17 protein-coding genes are annotated in these 13,412 nt (G+C 40.5%); 4 read left to right on the top strand and 13 right to left on the bottom strand.

Annotation, left to right across the window (positions count from 1 at the left end; genetic code table 11):
- Window positions 1–17: 17 nt before the first annotated feature.
- The 11 genes from E2I14_RS15225 to E2I14_RS15180 all read right to left on the bottom strand — a co-directional run bounded on the left by E2I14_RS15225 (window position 18) and on the right by E2I14_RS15180 (window position 8,342).
- Entirely contained in the window at window positions 18–413 is a 396-nt protein-coding gene (locus tag E2I14_RS15225; RefSeq protein ID WP_133330061.1) for a hypothetical protein, read from the bottom strand.
- A gap of 74 nt (window positions 414–487) precedes the next feature.
- Window positions 488–1,414: a phage tail tube protein gene (locus tag E2I14_RS15220; protein WP_133330059.1), complete on the bottom strand. Its 927-nt coding sequence runs from the start codon at window positions 1,412–1,414 to the stop codon at window positions 488–490.
- Window positions 1,415–1,470: 56 nt separating this feature from the next.
- On the bottom strand, window positions 1,471–1,875 hold the full coding sequence (locus E2I14_RS15215; protein ID WP_133330057.1) for a phage tail terminator-like protein: 405 nt from the start codon (window positions 1,873–1,875) through the stop codon (window positions 1,471–1,473).
- Complete coding sequence (locus tag E2I14_RS15210) at window positions 1,872–2,180, bottom strand: HK97 gp10 family phage protein (RefSeq protein WP_133330056.1); 309 nt, start codon at window positions 2,178–2,180, stop codon at window positions 1,872–1,874. The genes E2I14_RS15215 and E2I14_RS15210 overlap by 4 nt, the downstream gene beginning before the upstream one ends.
- Entirely contained in the window at window positions 2,177–2,509 is a 333-nt protein-coding gene (locus tag E2I14_RS19340) for a hypothetical protein (RefSeq protein WP_165967857.1), read from the bottom strand. The genes E2I14_RS15210 and E2I14_RS19340 overlap by 4 nt, the downstream gene beginning before the upstream one ends.
- 3 nt (window positions 2,510–2,512) lie before the next feature.
- Window positions 2,513–3,055, bottom strand: coding sequence for a DnaT-like ssDNA-binding protein (locus E2I14_RS15205; protein ID WP_133330054.1), 543 nt, complete (start codon window positions 3,053–3,055; stop codon window positions 2,513–2,515).
- A 92-nt stretch (window positions 3,056–3,147) separates the two neighbouring features.
- Complete coding sequence (locus tag E2I14_RS15200; protein ID WP_133330052.1) at window positions 3,148–4,314, bottom strand: P22 phage major capsid protein family protein; 1,167 nt, start codon at window positions 4,312–4,314, stop codon at window positions 3,148–3,150.
- Between the two features lie 24 nt (window positions 4,315–4,338).
- A complete protein-coding gene (locus E2I14_RS15195; protein ID WP_133330050.1) occupies window positions 4,339–4,923 on the bottom strand; it encodes a hypothetical protein in 585 nt (194 codons plus the stop codon).
- 51 nt (window positions 4,924–4,974) lie between these two features.
- Complete coding sequence (locus tag E2I14_RS15190) at window positions 4,975–6,543, bottom strand: hypothetical protein (RefSeq protein WP_133330048.1); 1,569 nt, start codon at window positions 6,541–6,543, stop codon at window positions 4,975–4,977.
- 34 nt (window positions 6,544–6,577) lie between these two features.
- Window positions 6,578–7,903 carry a phage terminase large subunit family protein gene (locus E2I14_RS15185; RefSeq protein ID WP_165967856.1) on the bottom strand — a complete coding sequence of 442 codons (1,326 nt, stop codon included), beginning with the start codon at window positions 7,901–7,903 and terminating at the stop codon, window positions 6,578–6,580.
- Window positions 7,866–8,342 (bottom strand): hypothetical protein, encoded by a 477-nt coding sequence (locus tag E2I14_RS15180; protein WP_133330044.1) that lies wholly within the window; start codon window positions 8,340–8,342, stop codon window positions 7,866–7,868. Before E2I14_RS15180 ends, E2I14_RS15185 begins: the two co-directional genes overlap by 38 nt.
- A 108-nt stretch (window positions 8,343–8,450) precedes the next feature.
- On the opposite strand from E2I14_RS15180, the gene E2I14_RS15175 reads away from it, so the two are divergent.
- Window positions 8,451–8,771 (top strand): CCDC90 family protein, encoded by a 321-nt coding sequence (locus E2I14_RS15175; RefSeq protein ID WP_133330042.1) that lies wholly within the window; start codon window positions 8,451–8,453, stop codon window positions 8,769–8,771.
- A complete protein-coding gene (locus tag E2I14_RS15170) occupies window positions 8,768–8,995 on the top strand; it encodes a hypothetical protein (protein ID WP_133330040.1) in 228 nt (75 codons plus the stop codon). Before E2I14_RS15175 ends, E2I14_RS15170 begins: the two co-directional genes overlap by 4 nt.
- Before the next feature lie 42 nt (window positions 8,996–9,037).
- Here the strand turns inward: E2I14_RS15170 and E2I14_RS15165 are convergent, their stop codons facing one another.
- Both E2I14_RS15165 and E2I14_RS15160 read right to left on the bottom strand, forming a co-directional pair.
- A complete protein-coding gene (locus tag E2I14_RS15165; RefSeq protein WP_133330038.1) occupies window positions 9,038–9,568 on the bottom strand; it encodes a hypothetical protein in 531 nt (176 codons plus the stop codon).
- A 128-nt stretch (window positions 9,569–9,696) separates the two neighbouring features.
- Window positions 9,697–10,743 (bottom strand): tyrosine-type recombinase/integrase, encoded by a 1,047-nt coding sequence (locus E2I14_RS15160; RefSeq protein WP_133330036.1) that lies wholly within the window; start codon window positions 10,741–10,743, stop codon window positions 9,697–9,699.
- 421 nt (window positions 10,744–11,164) lie between these two features.
- Here E2I14_RS15160 and E2I14_RS15155 point away from each other — a divergent pair, with 421 nt between their 5' ends.
- Together E2I14_RS15155 and E2I14_RS15150 are read left to right on the top strand one after the other, a co-directional pair.
- The gene (locus tag E2I14_RS15155) at window positions 11,165–11,497 is read left to right on the top strand and encodes a DUF3579 domain-containing protein (RefSeq protein WP_133330034.1); all 333 of its coding nucleotides are present in this window, start codon (window positions 11,165–11,167) and stop codon (window positions 11,495–11,497) included.
- A 166-nt stretch (window positions 11,498–11,663) separates the two neighbouring features.
- On the top strand, window positions 11,664–13,250 hold the full coding sequence (locus E2I14_RS15150) for a peptide chain release factor 3 (protein ID WP_133330165.1): 1,587 nt from the start codon (window positions 11,664–11,666) through the stop codon (window positions 13,248–13,250).
- Window positions 13,251–13,412: the final 162 nt, after the last annotated feature.

Genomic DNA, 13,412 nt, shown 5'->3' with positions numbered 1-13,412 from the left:
TGATGAATTTAGTTAAATTACTTTTTGTTTGGACGAAAAAAGTTGGCACGCTCTTGTGCAAATTCCTCCACCTGACCTAAAATAAAACTTGCTTCTTCACGACTGAATAATTGCTGTGCAAATTCAGGTGAATAAGGTGCGCCCATAACTTCTTCGTTATCCCATCCAACGATGAATGAAATTGCCATCTCTTTTTTCAGTGCTGCAATCTTTTCGATATCGTCTGAAGACAAATCAGTAATTTTTTTACCTGCAAACGGAAGCATTTTCTTTTCTGCGTCTCTGTATTGCTTACTATCTGTTCCAACCATTTTTAATTTCACACCAACCGATGTTCCATCAAAATCTTTAATATCCAATTCACTTACTTTCGCGAATATGTCTGTAATGCTTTTAATCGTTGCTTTAGCCATTGCTAATCTCCTGTTATCACTTTATTTATCCATAAAAAAAGACCCCGAAGGGTCTTGATTTGAAACTTGAATCATTAAGTGCGTGTGATTACTGCATTTGATCCGCTTGTTGAATCATAGAAGCCAACGAACGGTAAAGTCATTGTCACTGGGCCTTGACCTGTAACTGCTTTTGTAGCGCCGTGATAACGAACGTTTGGAATTAAATAATCGTGTGTATTAGTTCCATTCGCTAAAGTGAATTCTAATGTTGTAGAAGTCGCTTCAATGAATTTGTTATACATAACAGCATCTTGAACATAAACACTTGCTGAACCAGTTACTTCGAAATAGTTTGAAGTTAAACTTGCCGCTGTGCTTCCACCTAACCCAAAGTTTGCGGCCGTTTTATTGTCGAACGTAATATCTAACGACATAAAGGACGCGAATGCTGAACCACCTTCTTTGAATGTGCCACCGTTGTGAGTGAATGGTGGTGCTGCTGTAGGAGCACTATAAAATCCACCAACGCCTGTTCCAGCAGTAGTATCAACTGAAACTACTGTAGGGGTTGGGCTATCTTTACCAATTAAAGTAAATTTCGCAGTAACAAGTCCGCTTGTCGATAATTTCAATTGAAGTTTATCAACTACCATTCCAGTGTATTGCCAGAACTGTGAAATATCTAACTGACTATGTTCAAAGGTAAAACTCGACTGAACTTGGCCGATTTTTAATACGTTCGTAACCCAAGTTGAGTTGAATAATGATGCTAACAAATTGTCATAGTTTAATGGCTGATAATTTACATCCAAGTCGCCAGTAATATGTGTATTACCTGTAACCGATGGGCGCATCATTCTATCGCCTTGGATAGAAGTGTCATTGAACTTGTCTAATGTTTTATTCACATTGAATGTCGTGAATGGTAAATCTAATAGGGCTGGTGTTGCTGGTGTTGTGCCCCAAACCGTTTCTACTACCGCGCCAATTGCGCTTCTACTTCCTACTGCGATCTGCATGATTGGGACTCCTTATTATTTTTATTTTGTCCGACTGCTTTTATTTATCTTCTTTCTTATCCGAATACTGACCACTGGATTCGTACTGGAATGCAGTAATACTTATTTATGGAATATGCTGTTATTACGCTCGTTACATCTACAATTACTGTTCCGCTGCTTCCAACAAGCCTTAGACCGACTGGAAACGTGCTCACTATGGTGTCTGCAAGGGTTCTTGCAGCGGTTATTCCGGTGTCTGCTGGGTAGAACACATCAACTTGGTAAAACCCTTGCATTTGGGTTAGGGCATTAGGGCCAATTGCTAAAACTGAACTTTGCGCTGGCATCAACGTAGAACGAACCCAACTTGCAATATTCGTACTGGCATTGAACCTGTTATTTTCAGTCTGTAAGGCAGGAAGATTTGCAATCGTTTGAAGTTGAGCATCTAAGGCATTTTGTATGTCTAATGTATTCATTTAATCCCTGCCCTTTGTTTCGCTACTTCTGCGATCTCTTTCATTTCTAAAGCTGTTGTGGCTATCATTGCCCTTGGAGCCATTTTGTCTGTTCCGTTTTCAACATATCCTGCGTAATCTTGCGTATTGGATAGTTCGAATCCGGTTTGTGTTTGTTCTGTTACCCAACCGCCTTTCAATGCGCCTGTTTGTACTGGTGTTCGTTCTTCAACCCTGTGAACAAACTCCATTGCGAATTCTTTTTTGAAATTTCGTAGTCGAGTATTCAAATCGACAAATAAGCTATCAATAATTCCATTGCTCATTGGAGTGCTACCTTGTAAGCAATTAAGGTATCTGCTGGACTGTATGATTGGATCGTTAGAATTTTGTGTGATCTGTTTTTGCCGATAATAATGTCGCCCGGCAGCGGAGCAATTACAGTGGCTGGCAAATAGCACGTTTCTGTACCAGTAGTAATTTTTGTAAACAGCGAAGTTGTATTAGTCGTGTCGGATGCATCTGTACCACCACAATAGACTGCATAAGTTTTCACTGTCTTACCAGTGGATGCACTTTGGATGGTTACAGCAGTTCCAAATTTCTGAATTAGATTGGCTGTTGAAACTACTAAACTGGAATAGTTATATGCCATATCTTAGTGACCAAATGCGTTTGAATTATTTGCAATTCCACGGCCTTTCATAATTGGTGTTAAAAGCATTTCGACATGCCAAAATCCAGTGAACTGTTCTACGTTTGGAGCGTGGGCGAAAGTTGTATTGTTAGTTATATCGCCTACTTTTATGCTTTCACTTTGAACTTGTGCAGTTGTGTTCGGAGTAGGGTATATGTCTGTTCCGTCGAGATATAACAATGCAAGTTCACAGACTGCATTTTTTAATTGTGGAGGAATGGTTGTGCTTGAAATTAACTGTCTTTGATTTACTACGAAAGTGAATCGAGGAAATAACATCGCTTGAGCACTTGTTGCTGGCATTGACAAATACTGTTGACCAAATAAAAGATCACACGCTTTGCTGGCGTGCATTAGTGCCAATTGCTTAGTTGCATCTGGAATTGATCCATCAGTTGCCCAATCTAAATTTTGATATAAGGTATGGTAAGCATCGGCATCTGCAATGGCTACATAGCTGTTCGCTGTTGGTGATGCGTTTCCTGTTTCGACTTCAAATCCCATTATTAAATCTCCTATACCGTTTATTTATCCAAATAAAAAGGACACCGAAATGTCCTTTTTAATGTTTCTATATTTCGAGAAGTATCGAAATATTAGCCAAGCAATACGCCACAATATTCTGGACGCAATACTTTCACGCCCCAAGCAATAGCAACGTCGATAACGATTTGACGATATTGACGATACATAACAACTTGGAACGACAAGCCGCTAACTGGATCAGTAACGATTGTCATATCTGTACCTGAGTCACCACCAGCTGGCATTGCAGGAACACGAGTAGCTAACAAGAAACCTGCTTTTTGTAAGAAGCAGTTTTTGATACTTGTCGCATTGTCTGCAACTACATCAGAACTTACACCAGCAACTTGCAATCCTGGAGCAGCGATTGTAAATGTACCCGGAGCAGCGATTGAAGAAGTAGCGATATATTTGAATCCGTCGATAGTAACAACGTCACCAACTAAAATTGTACCTGTACCAGTACCAACTGTGATTGATGTTTGACCAACAGCATGTGCGCCGTTAAGAACATAACCTGATGCTGTACCAACTGCTACACCGTTTTGACCTTGACCAGTTTTAATCTGACCAGAAGTACGCATTGCAAAACCTTCTACAGTTCCTAATGCGCCAGTACGTAACAAGTCTGTTGAACCCGATTCGTTAGCTTTCAAAAGGATAGTTTGGTTAGCACGGATTGAAGCTGCTGCTGTAGTACCAAGTATGATAGAACGATCTGTTTGTGGAGCACCGTTATCATCCAATTGTTTAATTGCATTAGCAAAGTCACCCATGCTTGTTGCAACTTGGAATGGAGTTGTACCAGCAGTACCTGTAGCACGTGAAGCACCAAGAGCGATACCGTTTACAACGTCTGCTTCCATCGCATTGCCTAAAGTACGGAATGCTTGGCGGAATTGATCTGCAAGAACTTTTTGATATTGATCTTTCAAAAGCAATTGTTCTTCACCAGACCATAAAATCTGATAAGTTTTTGCTTTAGAAATTGTCAAATCTGCGTAACCAATCGTTTGACCGGATGCAGATGCATTTGTTACGCCCGGAACGATATCAACTAAAGAACCTTGTGGAACAACGTGCGAACGAATAGTCTGATTAAGACCAGCCATTTCTGCTGAAGGGTCCATTGTTACTGCTGCGAGTGAACCAACTAATTCGCGTGGGATCACGTCCATTGATTCATAAATTACAGGGATTAAACCTGTTAATGTGTTATTACCAGCTGAAGCTGCCATAATATTATTTCCTTTTTATTTTTATTATTCGAATAATTTCCAGCCGTTTTGCATCCTTTCTACTTTTGCTTGCGGTGATAACGAATCGAACTGTGACCTCGACATTGTCTTGTCACTATTATTTTTATTGTCTGCTGGATGTTTTGGGTCAGTTGCAGAAACCTTTTTCTCAAACATAAAACCGAACTGGCTTTTTAGTTTTGCGACAGCGGCTTGTGCGCTAACTTCATCAACTCCATCATCTTCATCCCACTGGACCATTCCAGCGTCGAGAAGTTTTGCTGCTGCATCTATTGCGTCAGGTAAAACACCTGCTTTTGAAAGTTTTGCTTTTACAGTGCTTTCAATGCTTGCTGCTTTAGTCTTGTTCAAAAGCTTCTCAGCCTTTTCACGCTCTTGTGCCCACAGTGCTTTGTAATCATCCTCACTTGAATTTTCTTTAGGGGCTTTTTTAGCTGCATCACGTTCACTCTGCAATTGCTTGCGAATGTTTCGCTCCTTAGCTGCTTCGGCATTTGCCTTAGCGAGTTGTCCTTGTAAATCTTCAATGCTTGGTTGTTGAACTCCTTCAACGTGCTGGCTTTCGCCACTATTTGTTTCTTCAGTCATTTATTGAACTCCATCAATGTGCTTGTTATAGTTTTATTTATCACTTTGAAATTAGCCTGTCGTGCTCGATGGACTTGTATTTCCTCTGTTAGCTGTATCTGTTGGTGTAGGTAACTTTGTTGCAGTGGATGGAATTGGTTGTGGCAATTCTTTAGCAAGCATTTTTTTCTCTTCAATGATTGCTTGAATTTTGTCGTTCGCTTCTTGCTCAGTCATTTCCTGAGTTTCCATAAAATAGTCAACTAAACTTGAACGATTTCCGTCTAAACGCATTTGCCACATTTGTTCTTGTTCCATTGTGTTCACAGGGATGCTTGGAGCAGCGAAATCAGCCCATAGCGTGCCCACAGTAAGTTCTGGATATAGTTTTTGCGTCAGGTTATAAAAACGGCGTAGGCCAGCTCTAAAACTTTGGCCGCGTTTTTCACGCAAGTTAAGGTTATTCATTTCTTCGACAACGATTTGGAAGCCACTTGATGCTCTTACTTCTGCTCCGCTGTTGATAGTTACGTCCCAGTCAAAAGCTAAGTCTTTAACGAGCGCTCTCATCATTGTATCTAATGCTGCAAGGTCAGTATCGGGTCCGTCAAATTTGATGAATGGTGGTTTGTCACCTTGACCCGGTTGTAAACTTACAATTCGACCTAATCCACCTAAACTTTTCTTTGTTTGGTTTGGTGCATAAACAGTACCGCCATCTGTGTGGCCTTGTCCTGCATACATACCTTCCATTGTTCCTACTCTGCTTGTATCGATAATTGCACTATCAGTGAACAATGTTTTTTGTTTTTGCCATGCAGCAGCGAATTCGGTATCTGTAAGATGTAAGTTATAAATTTCTTGAAATGAAACAATATCTTCAGGACTATCAACCCAAGCACCTGCTCTTGGTTTGTTGATGTCATAGAAAAAGTTTGCTGGAACAAATCCATCTTGATTAGGTTGTTCTGTGCCCGGAATTAAAAACTCTTTATCGTCTTTAACAAGGTAATCAGCAGTTGCAGTTGGAGTGATTACACGGTAATACCAAACATCACCTTGGTCTTCTCCGTCGTCATCGTCTCCATCATTTGTATTTGGAATTAAATAGGCGAGTTCAATAATTTTGTTATTCGTAATATCCATGCGAACTACTGAATTACCGCGATGTAAAAGGATAAGCAATAGTGCATCGCCACGTTGGGCATCAAACATATATTGACCATTTACAGTAGCAACTTCGGTAGGAATATATTTTTGTTGAAGGACGATTGTGCTTTTCATTAAGCGTGTATATACGTCCACGTTTTGAAAGAATTCTAAGTAGTCACTGTCGTGCATAATTCGATCAAAAGTTTGATCTGTAACTGTGTTTGTTTTACCTAATGGAATAATTGAAAGTACTGGCGGCTTATTAAATAGCAAGCCACTTTTGTCGATAATACTTTTTATAATATTTCGTGAACGTGGAACGTAACCACGGTCGAGCCAGTCTTCGCGTTTTCCATAACCGCCCATTTGCCCATTAAGCATTTGAGTGACATAACGTTCTTGATCACCTTCGTAGTAATCAATTAGTTTTGACGCAGCAGTGGCATTATCAGTTTGAAATTCTTTGTATGTGATACTTTTTTGCATCATATGTATCCTTGAATAATGTTGTATTTACCAGTTTTCAAACTGCAATAAATCCTTGCTGACCGATAATCGGAAACCTGTAATGCATGAAATATCCAAATGCATCTAAGCAGTGATCGAGTCCGTTGGATTTATCTGGCTTTCCGTTGACGTAACCTTGCTGTTCCAATCCTTTAACCAACACAGGACATTTGTTAAGGTTTACAAAGCTACGGTGTTCACTTTTTGCATTTTTGAACATCGCATTTACAGCAGGAACTCGCTCTTTGAAAATTGAAGGGTTATTGCCCTTGTAGAAGCAGCTTTGTGGGCCAAACGCATTCTTTAATTTATTAATTGAAGTTTCATCAGCATTGGAATTTGCACTTCGATTTTTGCCGTTTGTATCTGGGTAAATCAAAATCATTCTGTTTGGATATTTGCGCTTGATTGCAGCAATCATCGTGTCAGTAGTTTGTTCACCAGTAATTTCATCGAGTGTCATTACTTGTTGCTTATCATTGATGATGGAAACAGTCGCACTCATTTGTCCGATGTTAAAGTCCATACCAACATGCAAAATATTTCGTGGATAGTTTTCTAAAGTATCGGTGGTAGTATTTTTTGTTCTATCAAAACAGTCATAGACTCGCTGTCCAAATGAATTTACGAATTTGCCGTAAATTTTTGCTTGGGCTTGTTGTGGTGTGTAACGTGCTAATTGACCTTCAACATAAGCAGGTTTCAAATAAATGTTTTCGAAAGTGCTTACTTGAATGACTCTGTGATTTTCTCTAGAAGTAAGAACAGTTCCGTCTGGTGCAGCAGTTGCGACGAAAATGTCATAGATAGTGTGATAACCTTCCGGTGTGCTTGTAACGAATGATTGAATTACGCTTGCTTTAGGATCACGCAAGCGATCATTCAATGCATACCAAATTGCCTTGCCTTCTTCTTTGTTTTCTATTGTGTCGGCTTCGTCAATAAATCCAAATGCAGCGTTATATCCAACTAAACTTGCCTTGTAATTCTTAGCTGAAACTAGGCGAAGCAATTGCTTTCCATATCCAAAATCAAATTCATAAAATGCTGGATGACCTGCACCTGCACCGCGATAGGAATATTTAATTCCGTACTCAGCACACGTCTTATTCATTTCTTCAGTGAAAATATCTAGCTGTGGTCCTGTTGGTTCGCAGCCGATTCCATTGCATCCGCGATTTTCTTGTAGCAGTTTAAGAGTCTTGAATACTGCTGCTTTCGTTTTACCTGTGCCTAGTCCACCGACAAGTGCAATATGCGGAGAGCTGATATCGTTTACAAAACTTTCTTGAAAGGGAAGAAGCTTAATCTTCTGATGTTTGATCTTCTTCGGTGTCGTCATTAGGTGTATGTGACGCTTTAATAGCGTTCTGGTCTTCTTCTGATAGTGCTTCGAACAACAATACATTCGCAGCATCTTCAACAATTACTTTTACTGATTTAGTTGCAGGTGCCCATTCTTCTAATGTTTTTAAGTTGTCACGAGCGATTTTTGCTTTAATGCCTTCGCTGCCGGTTTCTAATACTTGCTCCAGTACTGCTATGTTTTCTTCTTCGAAAACAGCACGTCCAGCGTCGTAGGCCATTTGGTAACGTTGAATACCTTTCTCTTTGTAATTAAGTAGGTCTTGAAATTCTTCTAAAGTAAATCCAATTTTTGCAGCCATGCTTCGTTTGCTTAGTCCACTAGCTGCCATTGCGTATAGTCGTTGAAGGAGAGGAACTTTCTGAGTTTCAGCGTCCTGTTTTTGTACTTCTCTATATTCTCTGTTCTTAGCCATTGGTAAGATTCTCCATATACATAGCATTCATCACTGTTATTTATCCTTGTTCCATTTTGGATAAATAACTTGGTAAATTTAAGCTATAGGCTAAGGGATTAAAACACTATGGAAATGATTATTTGGACAGCGATAATAGCGGTGGTGGCTGTTTTAACACTAATCGGTAGTGTTATTGGCTGGATTAGAAAGGGTGACAAAGAATCTATTGATAATAGATTTATTAGTGCAGAGACAATGATGAATAACATAACCACACAGATGAATGTAAAGGCAAGCAAAGACGAATTAGATAAGACGGTTGCTCGCTTTGAAAAAGATATTTCTGAATTACGTTCAGATCAAAAAAATGGATTTGCTGAAATTAGGCAAGATATTAAAGATTTAAGAATTGAAATATTAGATGTAATTAGGTCGCAAAATAAATGAAATTCTTAAAAAATATCTTTACAGAAGACGATAATGAAACTTTCTGCATTGCTAAGTTTATGGCAGCAGTGGCATTCGTTTCATATTTAGGTTATGCAGGATATGGATTATATTTAAGTAAAAATGCTGATATAACAAACTTTGCGAATGGAATTATGCAAGTATTAGTTGGGTGTGGTGGAGTAATAGGGGCAAAACAAGCTACACAGAAAAAGGATTCATAAAAAAAGCAGCTTAGGCTGCTTTTTTATTAGGTTGAATTATCATTAGTTTTGAATTGCAGTTAATATACCATTAGTAAAATATAAGTAACCGCCATGTTCTCCATAAACCCACTGTTCACGTTTTCCACTCGCTGTAATAGTAGTATTCACATCTGTTGGCGCGCCCCAACTTGTTTTATTGATGACTTGCTTTTCAGACATTCCTAATTTAACGCCGGGTAATGATGCGCGTTTTGCCCTTGCTGCTTCGTATTTGTCCATTTCCGCATTGTCGGCTACTGCTTTTTCTTCTGCTTTAACTTCTAATTCTGCTTTTTCTTTTTCTTGGCTTGCTTTCAATTCTTGATATTTTGCAATTTCAACATCACAAGAAGCTAATTGATCTGAATTATATTTTGCAAGTTGTCTATTGGCAAAATCAAGCCCTACATTATTAAAAGTTCCACCAACTTTGATATCGTTCCATTGTTCTTTTAATTCTCTTAGTTCTGCTGCTGAATATGCGTCGCTAATAATCTTTGCTATTACTAACAATACCAACATACCACTTAATACTATAAATAAAATTGCCATGATGTAGTCTCCTATAAGTTTCTTTCTACACTTTTATTTACCTGTTTTATCACTTTAGATGCTTATATAGGCCAAAAATCCCTATTAAAAAAGCACCCGAAGGTGCTTTGTTTTGAAACTTAGTTTGTTTAAGTATTGAATACAGCAGCTATTCTATTACCTGTTAAGTTAGGTGCTATGTGTGCATAACACATAGTTGAAGCAATGTTCTTATGTCCAAGTGCATGTTGAACTTCATTTAATGACAAACCATTGCGTAATAGCTTGCAAGCAAAGGTGTGCCGCAAAGTATGCAACGACACATCTGTAATGCCTATACGTTCACAAGCATCTATAAACATTACATTACCATGTTTAGTTAGTTTGCAGCGTTCTGGGAACAAATGAACTTCATCTGCACGACCATGCAATGTTTTGCCTATGTTTGGAACTTTGCTTGTTGCTATTCTGCGTAATACAACTTCACGCAATGTATTTGACATAGTTATTGTTGTATCTGTGCCGCCTTTGCTACGATGAATAGTAATAGTGTTATTACCTAAATCAATTTGACTTAATTTAAGTGTGCATATTTCTTGGTCACGTGCTCCGGTGTGTAATAGGGCTACAGTAAAGTCATAAGATTCTTGTGCATATGCTTTCTTACGATAAAACGGATTAGCAGGGTCTAATTCTTTCATTAGCTTAGTTACTTCTTCGTCACTTAAAAAGCGTATGCGACCCTTTGCCCCTGCTAATCGCTTAATTTTAGGGCCGGGAGTGTAGCCATTTTTGATGCAAAAGTTTTGTAAAGCGTTCCAATACAAAATAGACACGTTGACAGTGTTAATTGCATAACCCGTTACACTAACTAAATCACAAGCTGCTGTAGTTACTTCGGCTGCTTTAATTTCGTGCAATGTGCGATTGGCAAATACATTGAATAATTTGAACTTGCTGGCTATAGTGTGATGTACTCTTGTGCCCCGACGACTTTCAGCATATTTAATTACAGCTTTTTCAAAAGTTATTGGCATTCTGTTAGCAACTACGACTTCGGAATGCACTTCTGAAATCCATTTAGCTTCCAACTGTTCTGCAATACGCTTGTTTTTTGTTTTGGTTGATCTTGCAATCATTACGCCTGCGACTTGGGCGCGAACGTGATATATGTCGCCTCGTTTTATTAGTGCCATTTTGATACTCCTTATGTAAGACTACTATTTAGGTGTTACATAAGCAATATGTCGATTTTCCTGTTACAGAACAACCGGAAGCATGTTTTTTTTGAAACTATTTTGTCACGTTTTTGTGCAGTTGCCCCGCACTTTTTACTACTTTTAACATGAAAGGTTGCTCATTTAACCTAATAAAATCAATGGGTTATATCATAAAGTTATTAAAATTACACAATCCAATAAATCATTATGCTGACGCTGCTGTAAGTCGTTGATTTATAAGGATATTTCTATGAAGTAAAACTATAAGATATAATACTAACTTGGCTGACTGGGTTACATTCTGATCCGTGTTGTCAGTTATGTTCTCAGCCTTGTGATCCAAAGCTGTATTCATTGCTCTAATTAGTGCGTCATCGTAGCAAAGGCGATTCCCCTGATGGTCGATAGTATTCAAAACAAGCCAACCAGTGAATTCTTTATCCTAGGACTGACTAGCGACGGAAAACAATTTCGCCCTAGTGATTGGTCTGAACGATTAAGCGGCGCCATGTCGTGCTTTCGGCGCGACAGTGGCCGCCAGCAAAGCCATCTGCATTATTCGGAATTTGTGCGTCCCATTTTGTTAAACGGTGTGCGCTCGGTGGTGGTTGATCACGCGCTGCGTGAGATCGAGCCCTTGGCCTACCATTTTGTGGTGAATTTTGCCAAAGATAACGACTTGCAAATCGTCGATGCTTGTTTGATCCCCGAACCACCTAAAAAGCCGTAATCCCCTCCCTTAAAGCAGTCGTAAGCATAGCTTTTCGTCAATCGACTTTAGTAGCTAAAAACGTTAGACTGCTCACCTTTTGCCAAGATCGTTAATTGTGTCCGACCAAACTCCCCAGAATCCTCCCCAAGCCGTCGAAGTAAGCACCTCAGCGCACAAAGAAGTTGTGCGTGAAGTCGCGCGCCGCCGCACTTTTGGCATTATTTCCCATCCTGATGCGGGTAAAACGACGTTGACCGAAAAGCTGTTGATGTTTTCTGGCGCGATTCAATTAGCGGGGACGGTAAAAGGGCGTAAAAGCGGACGTCACGCTACATCCGACTGGATGGATATTGAAAAGCAGCGTGGGATTTCGGTCGCCAGTTCGGTGATGCAGTTCGACTACAAAGATCACGTGGTCAATTTGCTCGACACGCCAGGCCACCAAGATTTTTCGGAAGATACCTACCGCGTTTTAACCGCTGTTGATTCCGCTTTGATGGTGATTGATGCCGCCAAGGGTGTGGAAGAACAAACGCTTAAACTGCTCAATGTTTGCCGCATGCGTAATACGCCGATTATTACCTTCGTCAATAAAATGGATCGCGAAACACGTGATCCGTTGGAATTATTAGACGAGTTGGAATCGGTCTTAAAAATCCAATGCGCGCCCGTCACTTGGCCCATCGGCATGGGTAAAAATTTCCGCGGTGTGTACCATATTTTGCGCGACGAAATCATGCTGTTTACGGCCGGTAACGATCGTGCTGACCAAGAATTTGAAGTGCTTAAAGGAATCGATAATCCGCGCTTAGCCGCGATGTTCCCGCTTGAAATTGAACAGCTCAAAATGGAAGTCGAATTAGTGCATGGCGCGTCGCATCCATTTGATCTGGATGCGTTTTTAGCTGGTACGCAGACGCCCGTATTTTTTGGTTCGGCCATCAATAACTTCGGTGTGCGCGAAATTTTAAATGCATTAATCGAATGGGCTCCAGCGCCACGTCCACGCGACGCTACAGTGCGCTCAGTTGCGCCAACTGAGGCACCGTTTTCTGGCTTCGTCTTTAAGATTCAAGCCAACATGGACCCAGCGCATCGCGATCGTATTGCGTTTTTGCGTGTCTGCTCAGGTCACTTCGAGCGCGGCATGAAGCTCAAGCATTTGCGTTTGAATCGTGAAGTCAAAGTGTCGTCAGTCGTCACCTTCATGGCGTCGAGCCGCGAACAAGTTGAAGAAGCATTTGCCGGCGATATTATCGGTTTGCCCAATCATGGCAACATGCAAATCGGTGACAGTTTCTCGGAAGGCGAATTGCTGCAATTCACCGGTATCCCGTATTTCGCCCCGGATTTTTTCCGCTCGGTGCGCATTCGTAATCCGCTCAAAATTAAGCAGTTGCACAAAGGTTTGCAGCAATTGGGTGAAGAGGGCGCGGTGCAAGTATTTAAGCCAACCAATAACGCCGATTTGGTGCTGGGCGCGGTCGGTGTGTTGCAGTTTGAAGTCGTTGCCAGTCGCTTGCTCAATGAATACGGAGTGGATGCGGTGTTCGAAGGAACCAGCATCAGCAGCGCTCGTTGGGTGAGTTGCGACGATAAAAAAATCATGGCCGACTTCCAAAACTCTAGCGCGGGACATAACTTAGCTCACGACGCGGCAGGTAATTTGGCTTATCTCGCTACCTCGGGCGTGAATCTAAAATTGACGCAAGAACGTTGGCCGCAAGTCGTGTTTCATGCCACCAGAGAACACGCTGCTAAGCTGAACTAGTGAACGCTTAAAAATCCGCTGCGGCGGATTTTTTTATTTCACGCCGCGCGTTAGCACAGTCAACTCAATTGTAACTAGGCTGCAGTCCGCAACTAGTTTGCGGCGAAGTACTCATATCCACCCCATTGTTTGTTTGATTGACGTTGTAGTACTTGCACCAGC

The sequence above is a fragment of the Sapientia aquatica genome, from assembly GCF_004358105.1.
Classification (GTDB): domain Bacteria; phylum Pseudomonadota; class Gammaproteobacteria; order Burkholderiales; family Burkholderiaceae_D; genus Solimicrobium; species Solimicrobium aquaticum.
The sequence above is the reverse complement of the archived record's forward strand: the minus strand, read 5'-3'. Positions and strand labels throughout refer to the sequence as shown.

Coding starts and splice junctions, on each gene's coding strand:
- E2I14_RS15185 (WP_165967856.1), bottom strand. CDS start 7,903: ATGACGACACCGAAGAAGATCAAACATCAGAAGATTAAGCTTCTTCCC.
- E2I14_RS15165 (WP_133330038.1), bottom strand. CDS start 9,568: ATGGCAATTTTATTTATAGTATTAAGTGGTATGTTGGTATTGTTAGTA.
- E2I14_RS15190 (WP_133330048.1), bottom strand. CDS start 6,543: ATGATGCAAAAAAGTATCACATACAAAGAATTTCAAACTGATAATGCC.
- E2I14_RS15225 (WP_133330061.1), bottom strand. CDS start 413: ATGGCTAAAGCAACGATTAAAAGCATTACAGACATATTCGCGAAAGTA.
- E2I14_RS15170 (WP_133330040.1), top strand. CDS start 8,768: ATGAAATTCTTAAAAAATATCTTTACAGAAGACGATAATGAAACTTTC.
- E2I14_RS15195 (WP_133330050.1), bottom strand. CDS start 4,923: ATGACTGAAGAAACAAATAGTGGCGAAAGCCAGCACGTTGAAGGAGTT.
- E2I14_RS15200 (WP_133330052.1), bottom strand. CDS start 4,314: ATGGCAGCTTCAGCTGGTAATAACACATTAACAGGTTTAATCCCTGTA.
- E2I14_RS15175 (WP_133330042.1), top strand. CDS start 8,451: ATGGAAATGATTATTTGGACAGCGATAATAGCGGTGGTGGCTGTTTTA.
- E2I14_RS15205 (WP_133330054.1), bottom strand. CDS start 3,055: ATGGGATTTGAAGTCGAAACAGGAAACGCATCACCAACAGCGAACAGC.
- E2I14_RS15155 (WP_133330034.1), top strand. CDS start 11,165: ATGGTCGATAGTATTCAAAACAAGCCAACCAGTGAATTCTTTATCCTA.
- E2I14_RS15215 (WP_133330057.1), bottom strand. CDS start 1,875: ATGAATACATTAGACATACAAAATGCCTTAGATGCTCAACTTCAAACG.
- E2I14_RS15160 (WP_133330036.1), bottom strand. CDS start 10,743: ATGGCACTAATAAAACGAGGCGACATATATCACGTTCGCGCCCAAGTC.
- E2I14_RS15220 (WP_133330059.1), bottom strand. CDS start 1,414: ATGCAGATCGCAGTAGGAAGTAGAAGCGCAATTGGCGCGGTAGTAGAA.
- E2I14_RS19340 (WP_165967857.1), bottom strand. CDS start 2,509: ATGGCATATAACTATTCCAGTTTAGTAGTTTCAACAGCCAATCTAATT.
- E2I14_RS15180 (WP_133330044.1), bottom strand. CDS start 8,342: ATGGCTAAGAACAGAGAATATAGAGAAGTACAAAAACAGGACGCTGAA.
- E2I14_RS15210 (WP_133330056.1), bottom strand. CDS start 2,180: ATGAGCAATGGAATTATTGATAGCTTATTTGTCGATTTGAATACTCGA.